The sequence below is a fragment of the Microbacterium sp. A84 genome, from assembly GCF_051842815.1.
In the GTDB taxonomy this organism is placed as follows: Bacteria; Actinomycetota; Actinomycetes; order Actinomycetales; family Microbacteriaceae; genus Microbacterium.
Genome location: NZ_JBPXMS010000002.1, coordinates 309,909 through 327,244 on the forward strand (window position 1 = coordinate 309,909; position 17,336 = coordinate 327,244).

General features: G+C 62.9%; 11 protein-coding genes. 3 read left to right on the forward strand and 8 right to left on the reverse strand.

Annotated elements, in window-relative coordinates:
- Window positions 1-17 precede the first annotated feature (17 nt).
- From ACSU04_RS11840 to ACSU04_RS11850, 3 genes are read right to left on the reverse strand one after another with little or no spacing between them, the layout of a single operon-like run.
- Entirely contained in the window at window positions 18-2,801 is a 2,784-nt protein-coding gene (locus tag ACSU04_RS11840) for an ATP-dependent helicase (protein WP_439289646.1), read from the reverse strand.
- On the reverse strand, window positions 2,798-5,404 hold the full coding sequence (locus tag ACSU04_RS11845) for a DEAD/DEAH box helicase (RefSeq protein WP_439289647.1): 2,607 nt from the start codon (window positions 5,402-5,404) through the stop codon (window positions 2,798-2,800). Before ACSU04_RS11845 ends, ACSU04_RS11840 begins: the two co-directional genes overlap by 4 nt.
- The gene (locus ACSU04_RS11850) at window positions 5,401-7,431 is read right to left on the reverse strand and encodes a site-specific DNA-methyltransferase (RefSeq protein WP_439289648.1); all 2,031 of its coding nucleotides are present in this window, start codon (window positions 7,429-7,431) and stop codon (window positions 5,401-5,403) included. Before ACSU04_RS11850 ends, ACSU04_RS11845 begins: the two co-directional genes overlap by 4 nt.
- Window positions 7,432-7,518: 87 nt before the next feature.
- On the opposite strand from ACSU04_RS11850, the gene ACSU04_RS11855 reads away from it, so the two are divergent.
- The 3 genes from ACSU04_RS11855 to ACSU04_RS11865 all read left to right on the forward strand — a co-directional run bounded on the left by ACSU04_RS11855 (window position 7,519) and on the right by ACSU04_RS11865 (window position 9,649).
- Window positions 7,519-7,794, forward strand: coding sequence for a helix-turn-helix domain-containing protein (locus tag ACSU04_RS11855; protein ID WP_439289649.1), 276 nt, complete (start codon window positions 7,519-7,521; stop codon window positions 7,792-7,794).
- Between the two features lie 118 nt (window positions 7,795-7,912).
- On the forward strand, window positions 7,913-9,313 hold the full coding sequence (locus tag ACSU04_RS11860) for a dicarboxylate/amino acid:cation symporter (RefSeq protein WP_439289650.1): 1,401 nt from the start codon (window positions 7,913-7,915) through the stop codon (window positions 9,311-9,313).
- Between the two features lie 129 nt (window positions 9,314-9,442).
- Window positions 9,443-9,649: a hypothetical protein gene (locus ACSU04_RS11865; protein WP_439289651.1), complete on the forward strand. Its 207-nt coding sequence runs from the start codon at window positions 9,443-9,445 to the stop codon at window positions 9,647-9,649.
- Window positions 9,650-9,651: 2 nt separating this feature from the next.
- Here the strand turns inward: ACSU04_RS11865 and ACSU04_RS11870 are convergent, their stop codons facing one another.
- The 5 genes from ACSU04_RS11870 to ACSU04_RS11890 form a co-directional block, all read right to left on the reverse strand.
- Window positions 9,652-11,367 (reverse strand): cation:proton antiporter, encoded by a 1,716-nt coding sequence (locus tag ACSU04_RS11870; protein ID WP_439289652.1) that lies wholly within the window; start codon window positions 11,365-11,367, stop codon window positions 9,652-9,654.
- Between the two features lie 122 nt (window positions 11,368-11,489).
- Window positions 11,490-13,784 (reverse strand): collagen-binding domain-containing protein, encoded by a 2,295-nt coding sequence (locus ACSU04_RS11875; RefSeq protein ID WP_439289653.1) that lies wholly within the window; start codon window positions 13,782-13,784, stop codon window positions 11,490-11,492.
- A 200-nt stretch (window positions 13,785-13,984) separates the two neighbouring features.
- Window positions 13,985-15,220 (reverse strand): sugar ABC transporter permease, encoded by a 1,236-nt coding sequence (locus ACSU04_RS11880; protein WP_439285339.1) that lies wholly within the window; start codon window positions 15,218-15,220, stop codon window positions 13,985-13,987.
- Between the two features lie 32 nt (window positions 15,221-15,252).
- Entirely contained in the window at window positions 15,253-16,080 is an 828-nt protein-coding gene (locus ACSU04_RS11885) for an ATP-binding cassette domain-containing protein (protein WP_439289654.1), read from the reverse strand.
- A 75-nt stretch (window positions 16,081-16,155) separates the two neighbouring features.
- Window positions 16,156-17,286, reverse strand: a complete 1,131-nt coding sequence (locus ACSU04_RS11890) for an ABC transporter substrate-binding protein (protein ID WP_439289655.1) — start codon at window positions 17,284-17,286, stop codon at window positions 16,156-16,158.
- Between the last annotated feature and the right edge of the window lie 50 nt (window positions 17,287-17,336).

A 17,336-nucleotide genomic window follows, 5' to 3' on the forward strand; every position in this document is an offset into this window, starting at 1 on the left:
TCCGTATATGAACGCGATCAGCGCGCACGCGGCATCAACGCCACGAGGTCGTTGTACGCACCGTCTGCGGAATGGTCGTGTGTGCATTCGAAACGGTTGGCACGAATATCTCCAGCGACACCGGCAACCTTCTCGCGGATGCCTCCGATCAGATCCGCATCGATCGGGTCGTTCGTGCTCTTCCCCTGGTCGTCGAGGTTCAATATTTGGATGCGGTCGGCAGCAGTTCCGGACAGCTCCTGATATCCGAGCGCGTAGATCGCGAGCTGATCCCGAGTGGCGTCCTCATCCTGGGATCTCGCCGTCGACTTGAAATCAACGATCGCCGTCTCATCAGTCTCGAGCGACTTGATTAGATCAATCCGGCCATTGACCGACACACCCGGCGCGATGTCCACACCGATCTGTTTCTCCGAATGGATCGTTCGGGTGAGGTCATCGCCATGACGATCGAAGTAACGCTCAACCGCATCGACAGCTGCGCGATGGAGCTGATCGTGAAGCGCCGGGTACGCGTATGGAGTGTGCAAGTGGCGCTGCACGAGTTGCTCCGCTTCGTCACGCGCCGGGGCATCTCCTGCGAGCGCCCGCTTGTGCATCTCGGCGAGCACGTCGTGCAGCCCCTTGCCGTATCCGAGCGCCTCGTGGATGGGTGGGTTGAATCCATACATGAAGCGGAGTTTGAACTGATACGGGCAGTCGAAAAGATACTTGAGCTCCGAGAACGAGATCGCGATGTTGGGCGTCTCGAGCTTCGGTGTCGGATCTAGACGCTCAATGTCAGGCATGCCCTCGTCGCTTGTCGACATCCAAGACGATGCCGTGCAGTGCAGATAGAAGTCAGACGCCTTCCCTTGCCCTCTCTTCTCCCCCGGCGCGTAGCTGACGTAGAGGAACTTCTGCGAACGCGTGACTGCGACGTAGAACAGGCGGGTCTCGTCAGATACACCGCCCTTGTAACGCGCACCGTTGGCGACGGCGTCGGCGTCAATAATGTGAGGGATGACCTGGGTGCCGCCCATCCCGCGCATCGGGAACCGCCCGTGACGAAGGAACGGAACGAACACGGCCGGCCACTGCAGCCCCTTCGACCGGTGCACCGTCGATATAACGACAGCATCAGGCTGGACGTATCCCGCGTCGTCGTCGGACTCTTCGTACACGTCCGGCGCCTGGAATGTCAGGAAACCGAGGAACGATTCGTATTTGCGCTCCGGCGCCGATGAGAAGTGGATCGCCTCGAAGTCCGAGATGACCTGAGAGAACTTCCCGAGTTGGTACATCACGAGTTCACGTCGGCGCGCGTCACCCGGGATCGTCTCCTCACGAAGTTCCAACGCGTCGAGTGCCGCCAGGTAGAGACGCTGGATGTTGTACGTCCCCCATCGGTCGCTCTTCCCGAAATCGGCGCCCTCGTCGAGGACCGTGAGCAAGCGCTGCCAACGCGAGGCGTCCGGCACGAGGTCAGCGTCGTCCCACAGTTCACGCAAGTCCGCAGCCGTCGCGTCGTCCATCATGTAGCGGAACAGTCCGACGCAGGCACGAATCTCGGGCGCTTCGAACAGGCGCGCCAACCCCTTGATGAGGTATGGAATATTGCGTCGCTTGAGCTCGTCAACAAGTGCGTCTGCATCTTTGACTGATCGGAAGAGCACAGCACAATCCGACCAAGAGAGACCACGTGGGGACGCCCCCGGCTTGTCGACGAAGGGCATCCCTTGCAGGTCGAGGATGCGCTCGGCGATCCACGATGCCTCTTCCGCCACATCGCCGAACTGCAGCGCGAGCATGTCACCGCGTTGCCATTCCTGGTGCGACGCGTAGAGCATCTTCTTCGAAAGACGCTCGCTGGAATTGAGTCGCTCGGCGACGGTACGCCCGAGCTCGACGACACCCTTCGTTGACCGGAAGTTCTCGGCCAGCTCGATCGTCCGCACGTCCGCATACCGATTCGCGAAGGTGATGATGTTCGACACCTCAGAGCCGCGCCATTGATAGATCGTCTGATCGTCATCTCCGACGACGCACAAGTTCGCACCATAGTGAACGAGACGCTCGACCAGGCGCTCCTGGATCGGGTTGACGTCCTGGTACTCGTCCACGATCACGTAACGGACTTCATCTCTGACGTGGTCCCTCAGAACTCGTTCCGACGAAGTGAGATCGTCCGACTCTTCGACGTTTCCGAGAAACTCGACGGCCTGCACCATCATCGACGTGTAGTCGAAGTACTTCCGCTGACCGAGGAGGTCACGGTACGAGGCAAGGCTGGATGCGACCGCGTCACGCACTCGCGAGAAGTCGATCTCGTCCTCTTGCAGAATCGAGAGTGCCGACTTGTAGGTACGCGTGTCCACATATCGTCGGAGCGGAGCCTCGTTCCCTTGAACGAGCTTCGTGCATGTCGTCAAACCCGACCGCTTACTCTCGCGATCGATCAGCAACTGCTGCGTGATATCGGTCAGCACACCGTACTTGAACGTCTCCGGAACATACGTCTGCAGCAGATCCAGACAGTAGCCGTGCATGGTGCCGATGTACATCTCAGCCAGGCCGACTACCTCGCCGATCTCCGCGCGAACAACGGAGTGCACGCGCTCCTTCAGTTCGGCCGCAGCCTTCTCAGTGAAGGTGAAGGCGATCAGGTTGCCAGGGCGCACGCCCGACTGGGCGAGAATGCGGGCAATCCGCTGCGCGAGCACTTGCGTCTTACCTGATCCGGCGCATGCGATGAGCTGAAGCGTGCTGTCGACGTCTCCGATCGCCGCTTCCTGCGATGGTGTGAATGCTAGCTCACTCATGCGTACTTCGCTCCGATCGCCGAACCGAACAGGTCACTCGCGCTTCCCTTCGTTTCCTGTACCAAGTGCCGAACGGCGGGGTCGAGCATGTCGAGCACCCTGAGTTCCGATGACGACCCGGACGTACCGATCGAGTCGATCCGGTGGAACTTCGATCCGTTCTGCTCGGCGAACGCAGCCAGGCCTCGGAGCTTGACGAGCGAGTCGTCGAGATGCGTACCGTGCGGGTCGACGATCGATGGGCGGATCTCGTTTCCCACAAGGGTGAAGATCAAGAAGTCCGGATGCAGGGTGCGCCAATTTCCGGACCCATCGCGGTAAGGCACTCCGAGGGAGTCCGGGCGCGTCACCGAGGGGTTGCGATACCACCCGACGCAGTCCGTACGGGCGGCTTCCTTTCGAACGACAGGACGCTCCCAGCCGTTCAAGCTAGACAAGGGGAACCAACCGTCATCGTCAGCCATCAGGTGCTTGTCGATGAGTTCCGCTGCCTTGACCTGATCATGCTCGGTCTCGGCGAAGTCCTCGAGGCGCGACTTCGGCCTTGCAAGTTCGGTCGGCTGTGGTTCGACGGCTTGGGTGCGAATTTCCTCATATGCCTCGCGTCGTTCGTCGGCCAGGCCGCGCAATGCGACTCGATGCGCACCGAACCACTCCGCCACGATCTCTTGGGCCGCTTCGTCAATCTTCTCCCGCACGTTGGGCACCGTCGCGAGTGCTGCGGCCTTCACAAAGGCGTCGCGCAGAGCCTCGTCGCTGTCGTCGATGTTTGGGTCGGCGAGGAAATCCACATATGACTGTGCGATATCCGCGCCAAACGCACGCTTCGCCTCTTCGAACGCGACACGGATGGCACGTTCGTCGGCACGCTCATTGAAGTCGGTGTAGCTGACTTTCTTGCTCGCAGTCCTGCCAGAGATCGTCATGCCCCGGACGGTGAGCACCTCAATCTCAGCGTTTCGAAGGTCTCCGTCGTAGCGAGCGGCGAGAGATTCGAGAGTGTTGTGCATCTGCGACTTCACCGATGCGACGGCGCCTGGACGCAGGCCGTCGGCCGCGAGCGCCTGGGCGAGGCTGACAAGCTGCTTGACCGGTCGCGATCCTCGTCGGGGGATCACCATTGCGGGCATCTGATCCCAGGTCTCCCACACACCGTCCGGGATCGCCGAGTTCGGCACCAGTTCCCGCGGATCGATCAGCACCTTCTGCCCGCTGCCGGGCATCGAGTCAGTCGCGCCGGTGAGATATTTGACAACATTCCCGGCCGTCGTGCGATCGAAGTGCGGCAGGATGCAATCGACCGCGTTTAAGCGGTCCTCTCCCGGGATACGACGGGCGAGAGGCGTACGCACCATGCGCCCGAGGAGTTGTGTGATGTGCGTGTGGTCCTTCGCCGGACGGAACGAGACGAGAACTTCCGCACGCGGGCAGTCCCACCCTGTCGAAATGCCGTCCTTCGCGATGAGCACGCGTACCTGGGTCTCATCCTGCACGCGCTGGGGTTCGATCCAGTCGATGTCCCACGACCCGAATGTGAGCGACTTGTGGTCACCCAGCACATGGCGCACGCCGACGGAGGTCAGGTCGCCAAGTTCGGACTGGATCGTGTCGAGCCATAGACCTACGTCATCGGAGTTCTCGGTGTTAGGGATCTGCAGAACCAGGAGCGGCACGACCTTGTCGGCCGAGGTCTCGCCGGGAAGGTTCTTCTGCTCGGCCAAGTAACGTCCCCAGCGCTTCGCAGATTCCTTCAGCTTCCGAGCGGCGCGGGTCGTCAGCGCCGTCTCGAGGTTTCCGGCCTCCGCAGGGATGTCGAGAGCGATCACGTCCTTGATGAGGCCGGACTGCTGCACGCGCGCCGGATCGACTGCCACCGGAGGCAACGTGGTGCGCCCGTCGCTCGCCGCGTCCTTCATCGCCTCGGTGAAGCGATCGATCGTCGCAGAGATGCCCCACACGACGGGAATGGGGAGGCCGGTCATCTCGCCGCTGACGAGGCGGCGCACGATGGTCGGCTTGTCTCTGGATGCCTTGCTGTTGAACCCGCGATGCGCTTCGTCAAGCACAAGATAGACGGTGAGGCCGTCATCTTCGATCGTGTTCTCGAGCGTCTCCCAGATGTTCCACGCCAGATCATCCGGAGCGGGAACGTACTCCTCACCAAGGGCATCGGCCTGCGCGGCACGCTCCGCACCTCGGGTGAGAAGTGATGTCTTGGACAGACGCTGCGTGTTTAGAAAGTAGACGTGTTGTGGCTCGAGCGTGGGGAGAGCGAAGGGCGGTTTGACCGTCACCAGGCGGTCGTATGACAGCTTCTCAGACGCCTGGACGAGGCGCCGCTTCGTCTGCTCGTTGAGGTTCGGGTCATCCGAGAACCAGATGACGACGGCGCCAGGGTCCGGCTCGAATTCAAGCTCGGAGTCGCCGTAGAACAGCGCCTCGATGGCGGCGGCAGCCATCACCGTTTTACCCGCACCGGTCGTCGCGGTCAGCGCGAACGACGTCTCCATGGATTCGTTCTGGTACAGCCGTCGAGCACGTCGAAGGTTGTCGAGCGTCTGGACGACAGCGTCGCGCTGATAGTCCTTGAGCGTGAATCTCATCGCACACCTCGCATTGCGTCGATCTCGAAGTTGCGCAGATAAGAGTCGTAGAGGCGCACGACCTCGACCGCCTCGGGAAGCGCCCGAGCGATGGCTTCGAAGAAGCGATCCTCATCGGTGACGACGAATGCGAGAGTTGCATCGGGATTCGCGACCATGGCTTCGACGAACGCGTCGGTCTTGTCGATGTCATCGATCACACCGTAGGTCTCGGCGACGTCCCACCCGTCGGGAAGGGACTCGATGCGACGGCCACACGAGCCGGCACGTAACCAGAGCAACGGTGCGATCTTCGCGAACTCTCGATGCGACTGAACCCGCATCGGTGCCTCGTAGCTCAGCGTAAAGAACTCGACGTTCTGCGCGAGGCCTTCGGAGTACGTTGATCCGTCCTCACGGAGCCCGGTTGCGACGGTCGTGATCCGCGGTTTGGCGACGTGCTCATAGACGCCCTTCGCCCGCCATTCTTCGTCTCCAGCCCGGTAGCCATCCTTGATCAACCGTTTCGAGTCGGGGACTGCAAGCTCATTGTTCGTGATGAGTATGCATCGACGGGTGCCGCGGTCCTCTTCATTAAGCCGCATCACGGATTCCGCAGTGGAGCCAGAACCACCGAAAAAGTCGAGGATCACTGCATCCTTGGGACCCACGAGTCGGAGCCACCGCTGGAGCACTTCGTGGTCTTTGGGATTCGGAAACCGTTTGTCCCCTAAAACTGATTGAAGCTGTTTCCCAGCGCGAGTGCGCACAACCTCGAACACTGAGGTGGCAACTTGGCTGTCCTGATCCACGAGGTAACTCTTCCCACGTGGGATCTTGGATTCGTCCGGGCCGAAAGAAACTCGCCCCGCGGCAATCTCCTCCAGCATGCGAACTTCCTGCAGGCGCCATCCACCGCTGGGGACAGTCACTGCACGCCCGGTGTCGGGGTGCCTCACCTCGTACCGTGGTCCGCCGCCCCCTGGCCAGGAAAGATCGCGGTCGGCGTTATAGACCCGCCCATCCGCGTCAATTTGATCGAATCTGGATACTCCCGCATCGCAGAGCGACTTACCTTCGCCGCGGAGCCATTGTTTGTATCGCTTGGTTGCAACATCAGGATCGCCCCCGGAATCCGACCACACGGATTCGGCTGCGCTCAAAGCCGCATCGTACCCACGTTTCCGCTCTCTCCACTTGATGTCGGCTTCGGTCGAGGCGCTACCGTCTCGCACGTACATCAACATGTAGTCAGCGCCGTTTGACACGTAACGCGAGTCGTTTTTCAGCCCACCCTGCCACACCACGTCAGAGATGAAATTCTGCACGCTGAAGATCTGATCCATCAGCATTCGCAAGCGGTGATGCTCGTCATCACCGATAGCCACGATGATCACTCCGGTCGGTGCGAGCAACTCCTTAGCAAGCAGCAAACGACGCTCCATGAATGCCAACCACTTGGAGTGTCGGTACATGTCGTCGCTGCCCACGTACTTGTCGTTGTAGATCCAGCCATCGTTTCCGGTGTTGTACGGCGGATCGATGTAGATCGTGTCAACCTTGCCACGATGCGTGTAGAGCAGCGCCTGAAGCGCGTGGTAATTCTCAGCGTTAATCACGGAGTGGAACGGCTTGTCTCCACCGCGCTCCACCTTGCCCGTCGAAACGAGTCCCGGATAGATCGGGTCACGGAACTCCGCCACGAACACGAGGTCGTCGACGTCGACGCTCGTTTGTTCAGCATCCGCTGTGCCCTTCGCATCCTCGAGCTCGGCAACGCGCTCGCCGCCTGTGTCACTGATCGACCGAACCCGCCAGAGCCGATCGTTTGCGGCCTTCGGTGTCTCGCCGCGAGGCGGGAGGAGCCGCACGGTGTCACCCACCCGAACGCGCCTCCCCGGTAGTTCGACAGCCTCGGGCGTGTGTCGCTCGAAGTTGAGCCCGAACGCCCGGCGCTGTGACAGAACGTCGAACTCACGTGCGATTTCGTCGCCCAATGCGGGGTTCGACTCGCGCAACTGCTTGATCAGCTCGTGAATGTGCGCCACAGCCCGTCTCCCTCGAACCCTGCCGGGTTCTTGTACCCGGGTTTGTTAACCCTGGCACAAGTCACAGACATTTCAGACGCTTGAGTAATGCCCCGCGTTCCCTCCCCTGCCGCCGCACACATTGGGGAACGCATCCGCACCGCTCGCGAGTCGTCGACGATGACTCAGGACCAGCTCGCCGTGCGCGCAGACATCGACTCATCCAACGTCCGGGCGTATGAATCCGGCCGCGCGATGCCGAGCATCCACACCTTGCTGCGCATCGCAATAGCGATGCGCACGCCCATTGACTATTTCCTCAAGGACGTCACGTTGGAGATGTTCCCCGTCAGCTCAAGCGACGGCCGCCGCCGCGCCGGCTGAGCAACGCGACCACCGACGCTCCACTCCGTCATCCTTCGTCATCTCCACCACCTACCGCCGATGGACTCCTAGCGTTGACCCATCGCGCGCATCCGGCGCGCATCGACTTGGAGTCTCAATGAGCACCACCACTCGTACCCAAAAGGCGCCAGACACCCGCAGCCCCGCGAGGAAGCTCCTGACCTCGTTCGGGTTCCAGATCCTCGCCGCCCTCATCCTGGGCATCATCGCCGGCCTCATCGGCCGCAACTTCGGCGCCACCGCGGATAGTCCGAACGGCCTCTCCGCCACCCTTGACACGATCGGCAGCTCGTACGTCACGATCCTGCGCGCCGCTGTCGTCCCGCTGATCTTTACGGCGATCGTCGCCAGCATCTCGAATCTGCGCCGCGTGCAGAACGCCGCCCGTCTGGCCGGTCAGACCCTGCTCTGGTTCGCGATCACCGCGTTCATCGCCGTGACGATCGGCATCGTCCTTGGTCTGGTCATCCAGCCTGGCTCTCGTGCGGGCGACGGCCTCACTCCCGGCGAGCCCTACGCAGTCGGCACCTGGTGGAACTTCCTGATCGGCCTGATCCCGCAGAACTTCCTCGGCATCGGAGTACGCAGCTCGTTCGACGCCGAGGCAGGCGTGGTGGCATCCAGCATCAACTTCAACATCCTGCAGGTCATCGTCGTCGCCACCGTCATCGGCATCGCAGCACTCAAGGCAGGCAAGAAGGCCGAGCCGTTCCTCGCCTTCACCGAGTCGCTGCTGAAGGTCATCCAGCGCGTGCTGTGGTGGATCATCCGCATCGCACCTCTCGGAACCTTCGGTCTGATCGGATCCGCGGTGATCAAGTACGGCTGGGAGAAGCTCGCCTCGCTCGCCTGGTTCGCCGCCGCCGTCTACATCGGCCTGGCCCTCGTCATCTTCGTGGTCTACCCAGTGCTGATCAGGGCTCACGGCCTGTCGATCAAGCAGTACTTCACCGGCGTCTGGCCCGCCGTGCAGCTCGGATTCGTCAGCCGCTCCTCCATCGGTACTCTCCCGCTCACCGAGCGCGTCACGGAGCGAAACCTCGGCGTGCCAAGTTCATACGCATCCTTCGCCGTTCCCTTCGGCTCCACCACAAAGATGGACGGATGCGCCGCGATCTACCCGGCGATCGCCGCGATCTTCGTCGCACAGTTCTTCGGCATCGAGCTGAACATCGTGCAGTACCTACTGATCGTGCTCGTATCGGTTCTGGGTTCGGCGGCGACTGCCGGTACGACCGGGGCGACCGTCATGCTGACGCTCACGCTGTCCACCCTCGGACTGCCGCTCGAGGGCGTCGGCCTGCTGCTCGCGATCGACCCGATCCTCGACATGGGCCGCACCGCAGTGAACGTCGCAGGCCAGGCACTCGTGCCCACGATCGTCGCGAAGCGCGAAGGCATCCTCGATGAGGAGCTGTACAACGCCGATCGTGAGGGACTTCCGTTTGCGGACGACTCGGCCGAGGAGCAGGAGGCCGAGGCCATCGGCGCGCGCTGAGGCAACGTCTGACAGGGTGACGGATGCTTCGGCATCCGTCACCCGGCATCCTTCGTCATCTTCGCCTGAGTCGTCTCCGCGCCCGGCTGAAAGTGGCGCCGATCGCTCAGCGCTGAAAGACTCTCGGTCATGGGATTCGATTTTCAGGTGCGCGCGGACGGCAGCGTGGTGATCACCCACCACGGACGACAGGCGACCGTCTTGCGCGGCGCACGAGCCGCGGAGTTCCTCGAAGCCGTCGCCTCTGATCCGCAGGGCACGATGGCCCGCTGGACCGGCAACTACAAGCACGGAAACGAACGCGCTGCCAAGGAGCATCCACGTAATCGGCAGTGACCCTATGCCCGCGACTGCGGCCTGGTGGCACCCCTCGTATCGAGGGCGAGCTCCTCAGCGTCGATCGCGGCCATGAGCTCACGCATCACCTCTTCGTCGAGGTTGTCGGCGTCGCGCTCAGCAAGCAGAACCTCGCGCCGCACGTGCAGCCAGCCCTTCATCAAGGCCGTGAGATCGTCATAGGACGGGCGCACCACGTTCTCTTCGACGACCTGTATCTGTTCGGTCTCCGTCTCCACCCGTGACATTCGCTTGGTGAACACGTCGAACGTCTTCATTTCGGACGGCCCATACTTCGCCGTCCATTCATCGCGCTTCTCCTCGAGGAACGCCATGCCCGCCTCGCGACTACGCTTGCGCACCGCCGCGGTCGCTCTGGCATCTTCCGCCTGATCGACATCACTCGCGATCCCCAATTTCTTGATCAGGAACGGCAGCGTCAACCCCTGCAGCATCAGGGTCGCCACCGTGACGATGAACGCGACGACCACGACGGCGTGCGAAGACTTGTCATCGAGCGCTGCCAGGTCGGCGGCAGCGAGCGCGGTCGCCAATGTCACCACACCGCGCATCCCCGCCCAGGAGATGATCGCGTTGTCCTTCCAGCTCAGCTCGGGCTCAGTCAATCGCTTCTTCATCTGCTCCGCGGTAGTCGGTTGACGCCCCGGCCGCGTGCGCTGCTTCTGCTCGAATCTCCCGGCCGTGCTCGCGCGTTCCCAACGTCTGAGCCGCACGCGCTGCTGCCAGCGCGCGAATGCGTGTGCGGGATAGATGTACAGCGGCCGCACCAGCAACACGGTGAGCAGCACAGCACCGGAGAGCAGCAGAATGTGCTCGACGGACTCGGATCCCAGGTCACTCAGCACACGACGGAACATCAGCCCGATGTACGCGAAGACGAAGCTCTCCAGCAGCAGGTCGGCCGACAGCCACAGCGGCGCCTCCTGCTGCCTTGTCGTGTAGTCGGTGCGCGGAGCGTTGAAGCCGACGTACAGACCCATCGCGACGACCGCGAGCACACCGGAGCCACCCAGATGCTCGGCGATCGCATAGGCGCCGAACGGCACCAGCAGCCCGAACGTGCCGATCACCACCGGGTCGGCGACGCGCATGCGCAGCTGGTGCAGCACGATGCCGAAGACCAGACCGACCACCACGCCGATCACGACCGCCAGCGCGAACTGCCAGATGCCATCCCACACGTTCAGTGCAGCCCCGGCGATGATGGCCGCGAACACCCGGTACAGCGTCAGCGACGTGGCATCGTTGATCAGACTCTCCCCTGAGAGCACCGTCATGATGCGCCTGGGAAGTCCGAGCTTTCGGCCGATGGCGGCAGCGGACACGGCATCCGGCGGGGCGACGATCGCCCCGAGCAGCAGCGCACCCGGCAGAGTCAGTGCTGGCAGGATGAGCCACGCGACCAGGCCGACGACAACCGCGGTCAGCAGCACCAGCCAGATGCCGAGCCGACGGATCTGCGGCAGGCTGCGCTTGAATCCGACGAATGAGACATCGAGCGCGGCGGAGTACAGCAGCGGCGGCAGCACGACGTTCAGCAGCACATGTCCGTCAATTTCCAGTTCTGGAATGAACGGCAGAAAGGATGCCGCGAGCGCCACGACCGTGACCAGCAGAGGCGCCGGCCACCCCCGCCAGCGCGCGATGGCCGCCACGACGACGGCACCGACGAGCACGTAGAACAGCGTGGCATCCATCTATTTAGATTATCGAGTCCCGCTTTTCGCACGGCTGCATACTTCGGATCTGAACGCGAAACGCCGCGGACATCAGGATGCGATGTCCGCGGCGTTTCGCGTGGAGGCCGTTGGCCCTGGGATCAGACCCGGCGGCGTGCTCGAGTGAGGAACGCTACGACAACTCCGGCGAGCAGGAGTGCCACACCCGCAGCGATCGAGATCGTCGGAATCGAGCTACCCGTCGCAGCGAGGTTGGAGTCGGCCCCGGCTGCGGAACCGGCGTTACCCGAGCCGTCTGCGTCCGTGACGGTCGCATCGGATGCATCGGCGTCGGTTGCGTCAGCGTCAGCAGCGTCAGAGTTCGTGGCGTCAGTTGCGTCAGTCGCGTCCGTGGCGTCAGTCGCGTCAGTCGCGTCAGTCGCGTCCGTGGCGTCAGTCGCGTCAGTCGCGTCCGGGGCGTCAGCGTCCGTCGCGTCCGTCGCGTCAGCAGCGTCAGCAGCGTCAGCAGCGTCAGCAGCGTCAGCAGCGTCAGCGTCAGTCGCGTCAGCAGCGTCAGTTGCGTCAGTTGCGTCAGTTGCGTCAGTTGCGTCAGTTGCGTCAGTTGCATCAGTTGCATCAGCCGCATCAGTCGCGTCCGTCGCGTCGGTCGCGTCCGTCGCGTCAGTCGCGTCCGTGGCGTCAGTCGCGTCCGTGGCGTCAGTCGCGTCAGCAGCGTCCGTCGCGTCCGTCGCGTCCGTCGCGTCCGTCGCGTCCGTCGCGTCCGTCGCGTCCGTCGCGTCCGTCGCGTCCGTCGCGTCAGCAGCATCCGTCGCGTCAGCATCCGTCGCGTCAGCCGCATCCGTCGCGTCCGTCGCGTCAGCCGCATCCGTCGCGTCAGTCGCATCCGTCGCGTCCGTCGCATCAGCATCGGCGGCGTCGACGGCGTCGGTCGCGTAGGTGTTGGTGACGGTCCACGCAATATTCGCGTTCCCGTCCGCAAGGATCGTAACCGTGTCAGCCGACAGGCCCTTCGATACGAACGAGTACCCCTCGGGGGCAGCAGGCAGATCACCCTCGGCGAATGTCACCACCGTACCCTCGGGCAGGGACACACCCGACGAAACTACAGTCCCGTCAGCAGGAAGCTCGAAAACTTGCTCGCCACCCTCCCACGTCGCCGTCACCGGAAACGTGGTTCCGGCGGGGAACGCGGCTGCGTCAACACCCGCGAGGTTCTTTTGCAGGTTAAAGGTCCCCTCAACGCTGCTGCACGGGAAGCGACCCTTGAAGAGGTTGGTGTGGATTTCCTTGCCACCCTGGAGCGCGGTCAGATTCTGAGCGATAATCTGGCCCTCAAACTCGCGTCCACCGTCGGATTCAGCGGGGAACACGATGTGCGTGTTCGGCGCGTAGATGGAACCACGGACCGGTTCGTTAGGGGTGACAACCTCGATTTCGCCGCTAATGGCGCTGAAATCGAAGAGGATATGGCTGATGCCTTCCTTCCCTGCACTGTCTTTACCATTGGATGCGTATGACGGCAGGGTTACCCGACCATCCACGACGTCCGTGGGGTCGACCGTGATCACAAGGAACGACGTCTCCGAATAACCCGCGAGCTCGTATTTGCTGATTCCGGCGAAGTCAGAAAGCGGTAGCTTGCTTGGACCTTCAACGCTGAGCTCAATAGGCAGATTGGGATCCGCCGGGATTCCAGCGGGCTGCCAATCGGTAAACGACTCGATCACAGACGTGCCGTTATCTGCCGGAAAGTGTGAGAGCACATCACCGTCAATGCCCCAGCTCTCCTGAGCCGCAGCGAGATCAGTCCACGTCTGCACCGTGGAATCGATCTGCGGGCTCTGGTTGCCGCCGCCAGCCGGGAAGAATGTAGTCCCAGTCCCGCCAAACATTGGGCCGAACGTATACCCGGCAGGAGTGGACTGGTCACCGATTTTGGCGCCCGCTTCGGCGTCGGCGCCAGTGGCGCCCTGCGCCTTGACCTGAACAATTTTTGGTCCGTTGGTCGCGAACTCCTGGATCAGGACACGGTTCGGCGCGCCGTCGATAGTAGGCACTGAGTAATCTGCGTTGCCGCCCACATTGCCGTGCATGATGGGGTACTGCTGGTTCGCATTGCCCCGGGGATCGCCGAAGGTAGCGGTGCCACCGACTGCGATGGTGCCCTCGGTCTCACTGTTGGCGAAGATCGCGTTATCGCGCACGAAGACGGTGTACCCGTTCTCAGAACCGGTTGGAGTGGCCGCACCCATCGGGTTGACCGCGCTGCAAGCAGCCGCAGCCACCGGTGCCGCGACAGCAGCGGTTGAGCTGACAATAAGTCCCGTGCCTGCAACAGCAAGCGCGGCTGCAGCTGCGAGCAGACGTCGCGCGCTCCCGGCCTTTGATGACGGTGAGCCGAGTGCGCCCCCGCGCCTGAATTGACGTATCGTCATGCGTTCCCCCTTTTTTGTGCGCAGCGCGCACGAAAATCCGCTTCACCGGCCGTGCTATCGCACAACCGGCTGGCGCACATTGCGCCCGGCGCGCCGAGTGATCCCCCACAGGCGCACCAGACGGTACCACAATTTCATGAGAGCGCTCCCAATCGCCCGATGCATGCCCGCTCCGCCCGGGCCAAGGCGCCTGAGGCGCGTCAGGATTGTCCGTGTAGAGCCCGGGACTTCCGTGACAACGAGTCGATGATCACCGCGAGCAGCAGCACGGCACCGGTGACCATGAACTGCACGGACGAGTCGAGGCTCAGAAGCGTCAAACCGTTCTGGATCGACATGATTACGAAGATGCCCAGCAGTGCGGACCACGCCGATCCGCGTCCGCCGAACAGACTCGTGCCTCCGATGACCGCCGCTGCAATCGCAATGAGGTTCGTCGTTCCGCCACCGCTGGAGATGCTCGCCGCGGTCAGCCGTGCCGCCGCCATCAGGCCGCCCACTGTCGCGAGAACTGTGCCGACCATGAGCGCTGAGATGTAGATGGCCTTCACGTTGATGCCGGCGCGTCGGGCTGCCTCAACATTGCCGCCCACCGCGTAGATCCAGCGCCCCCAGCGCGTACGGGTGAGCAGATATGCCATCACGGCGACGAACACGATGAACGTCAGGAACATCACGCCCACACCGCGGTCGGTCGCAAGGTATGCGATGGCGCCGACGGCACCAACGGCGATGAGGACGGCCTTGATGACGATGATCGACACTGGCCCTGTCGACAGCCCTGCCTTCGTCCTCCGGCGCGCTCGCGCAAGGTCGCTCAGCACGATCCCTGCGACAGCGATACCGGCAATGAGATAGGCCAGCCACGGTGGCAGGAACCAGGAAGTCGCGAACTGCACCAGCCAGGATGAGTACGGCAGGTTGATCGTGCCGGTGGGCCCCAGAACCCACAGCTGCAACCCTAAGAAGCCGAGCAGACCCGCCAGCGTGACCACGAACGTCGGGACTCCGAACCGGGTGAACAGGAATCCGTAGAAGAACCCGATCAGCGCCCCCACCGCGATGGCGAGCAGAATCGCCAGCCAGATCGGCCAGTTCATGTTCACGAAGGTCACGCCGAGGATCGCCGAGGACAGCCCACTGAGCGAACCGATCGACAGGTCAATCTGGGCGACTAGGAGCACCACGACCACACCCAGCGCGATAGTCCCGCCCGCCGCGCACTGCAGCGTGAGGTTGACCAGGTTGTCAGCCGCGAGGAAGTGCGGGTTCAGTAGCTGAAAGACGACCCCGATGACCACCAACCCCAGGAAGATCGGCAGCGACCCCAGATCGCCGGTGCGGATGCGGGTGCCGAATGCGGCGGCCGCACCGCGGAGCCCCTCTCCGCGCACCAGCCGTTCGTCCTGCAGGTCGAGGGCGCTGGTGGTGGGCATGGAATTGTCCTTCACAGGCTGTGGTGTGCTCATCACGCGTCTTTCTCGTCGATCTGCCCGTCGTTTCGCGACGCGGCACGGGTGCTGACCGGGTTGTCTGTGGCGCCGGTGATCGCAGCGACAATGTCCTCATAGCTGACATCCGCGGTTCGGAAAATGCCGTTGTTGCGGCCGAGTCTGAGTACCAGCACGCGGTCGGCGACCGCCTGCACATCGGCCATGTTGTGGCTGATCAGAATGACACCCAGACCACGCTCGCGCAGCCTCTCGATGAGGTTGAGAACTTCAGCGGTCTGCGCCACCCCCAGCGCCGCAGTGGGCTCGTCCAGGATGACGATGCGCGGCTCGCCAATCAGGGAGCGGGCGATGGCGACGGTCTGGCGCTGCCCGCCCGACAGAGATGCCACGGCGATTCGCACCGAGGGGATCTTTGCCGAAAGCTGACGCAGCAGGTCCCACGCCTGCTGCTCCATCAGCTCCTCATCGAGAGTCCCCACTCCCCGCTCGTTCCCGAGGAACAGATTGGCGACGACGTCGAGGTTGTCGCAGAGCGCCAGGTCCTGGAAGACCGTCGCAATGCCCAGTTCACGCGACGCAGTCGGCGACGGGATCGTTGCTGGTGTGCCGTTGAAGGTGATGGTGCCGCTGTCCGCGGTGTGAACGCCGGCGAGGACCTTCACCAGGGTGGATTTACCGGCACCGTTGTCACCGACGAGCGCGACGACCTCGCCCGGGTACACGTCGAGGTCGATATCGGTCAGCGCCCTGACTGCACCGAATCCCTTGGAGATGCCTCGAATAGACAGGACCGGCTCACGCACAGCGTCATGCTGTTCGTCAAGATCGGATGCTAGCGCCACGGAGAATCCTTCGTTATGAGGCCGCGGTGCCGGCGAAACGCCGACACCGCGGGTCGGATCATTTAGAGGGTCGAGTTATTTCAGACCGTGTTCGGCGCAGGCGTCAGCGTACTCCGCGGTGCAGATCTGCTCGATGGTGTACAGCCCGTCGGCGACGACGGTGTCCTTGATATTGTCCACCGTGACTGCAACCGGCGTCAGCAGGAAGGACGGGATCGCGACGCCGCTGGCCGTATCGGCTTCGGTATCGGCCTCCGGCGATTCTCCCTTAGTGAGGGCAACGGCCAGCTCGGCGGCCTGGTAGGCCTCAGGCTTGAAGGCCTTGTACACCGACATGTACTGGTCTCCGGAGAGGATGCGCTGGATGCCCGACAGAGCCGCGTCCTGACCGGTGACGGGCGGGAGCGGTGTGATGCCGCCGGACTTCAGCGCGGCGATTGCGCCGCCCGCGGTGTCGTCGTTAGCGTCGTATACGCCGGTGATTTTGTCGCCGAACTTCGTCACCTGTCCAGCAACCCAGTTCTGCGCCTTGGGGGGTTCCCATCCGGGAGTGTCATACTCGGCGAGCACCGTCAGGCTGGAAGCGTCGATGACACTGTGCGCGCCCTTCTTGAACTGCGCAGCGTTGGGGTCGGTGGGTGATCCGTTGACCATGATGATCCCGGAGTCATCCGGCAGACCGAGCTCCTTCATCCGGTCCACGAGCGCCTGCGCCTGCAGTTCGCCCACCTTTTCATTGTCGAACGAGACGTAGTAGGACACATCTGGGCTGTCGATAAGGCGGTCGTAGGAGATCACCGGGATGTCCTTGGCCTTGGCCTGATTGACGATTGCGGCGGCGGCTTTACCGTCGAACGGGTCGAGCACGAGCACGTCGACACCCTGCGTGAGCATGGACTCGGCCTGCTGCTGCTGCTTGGCTGCGTCGCCGTCAGCATTGGCGAACAGCACCGTGCAGTCGGCGCACAGTTCTGCGACGCGCTCCTCGAAGTAGGGCTTGTCCGCGCTCGCATAGCGCTCGGTGACATTGTCGGGAAGCAGTAACCCGATCGTCGCGGTCGATGCATCCCCTTCATCGGCTGGAGCCGCATCGTCGGCGGGGGCCGCATCGCCGGTCTGCGTGGCGTTGGAGCATGCCGAGAGCATGCCCATCGAAAGGGCGAGCGCGGTAACAGCCACCAGCGCGCGCTTGGTTGTGTTCTTCATTGAAAACCTCCGTAGCTGTGCCGACCACTGTGTCGACCCACCGAGCATGG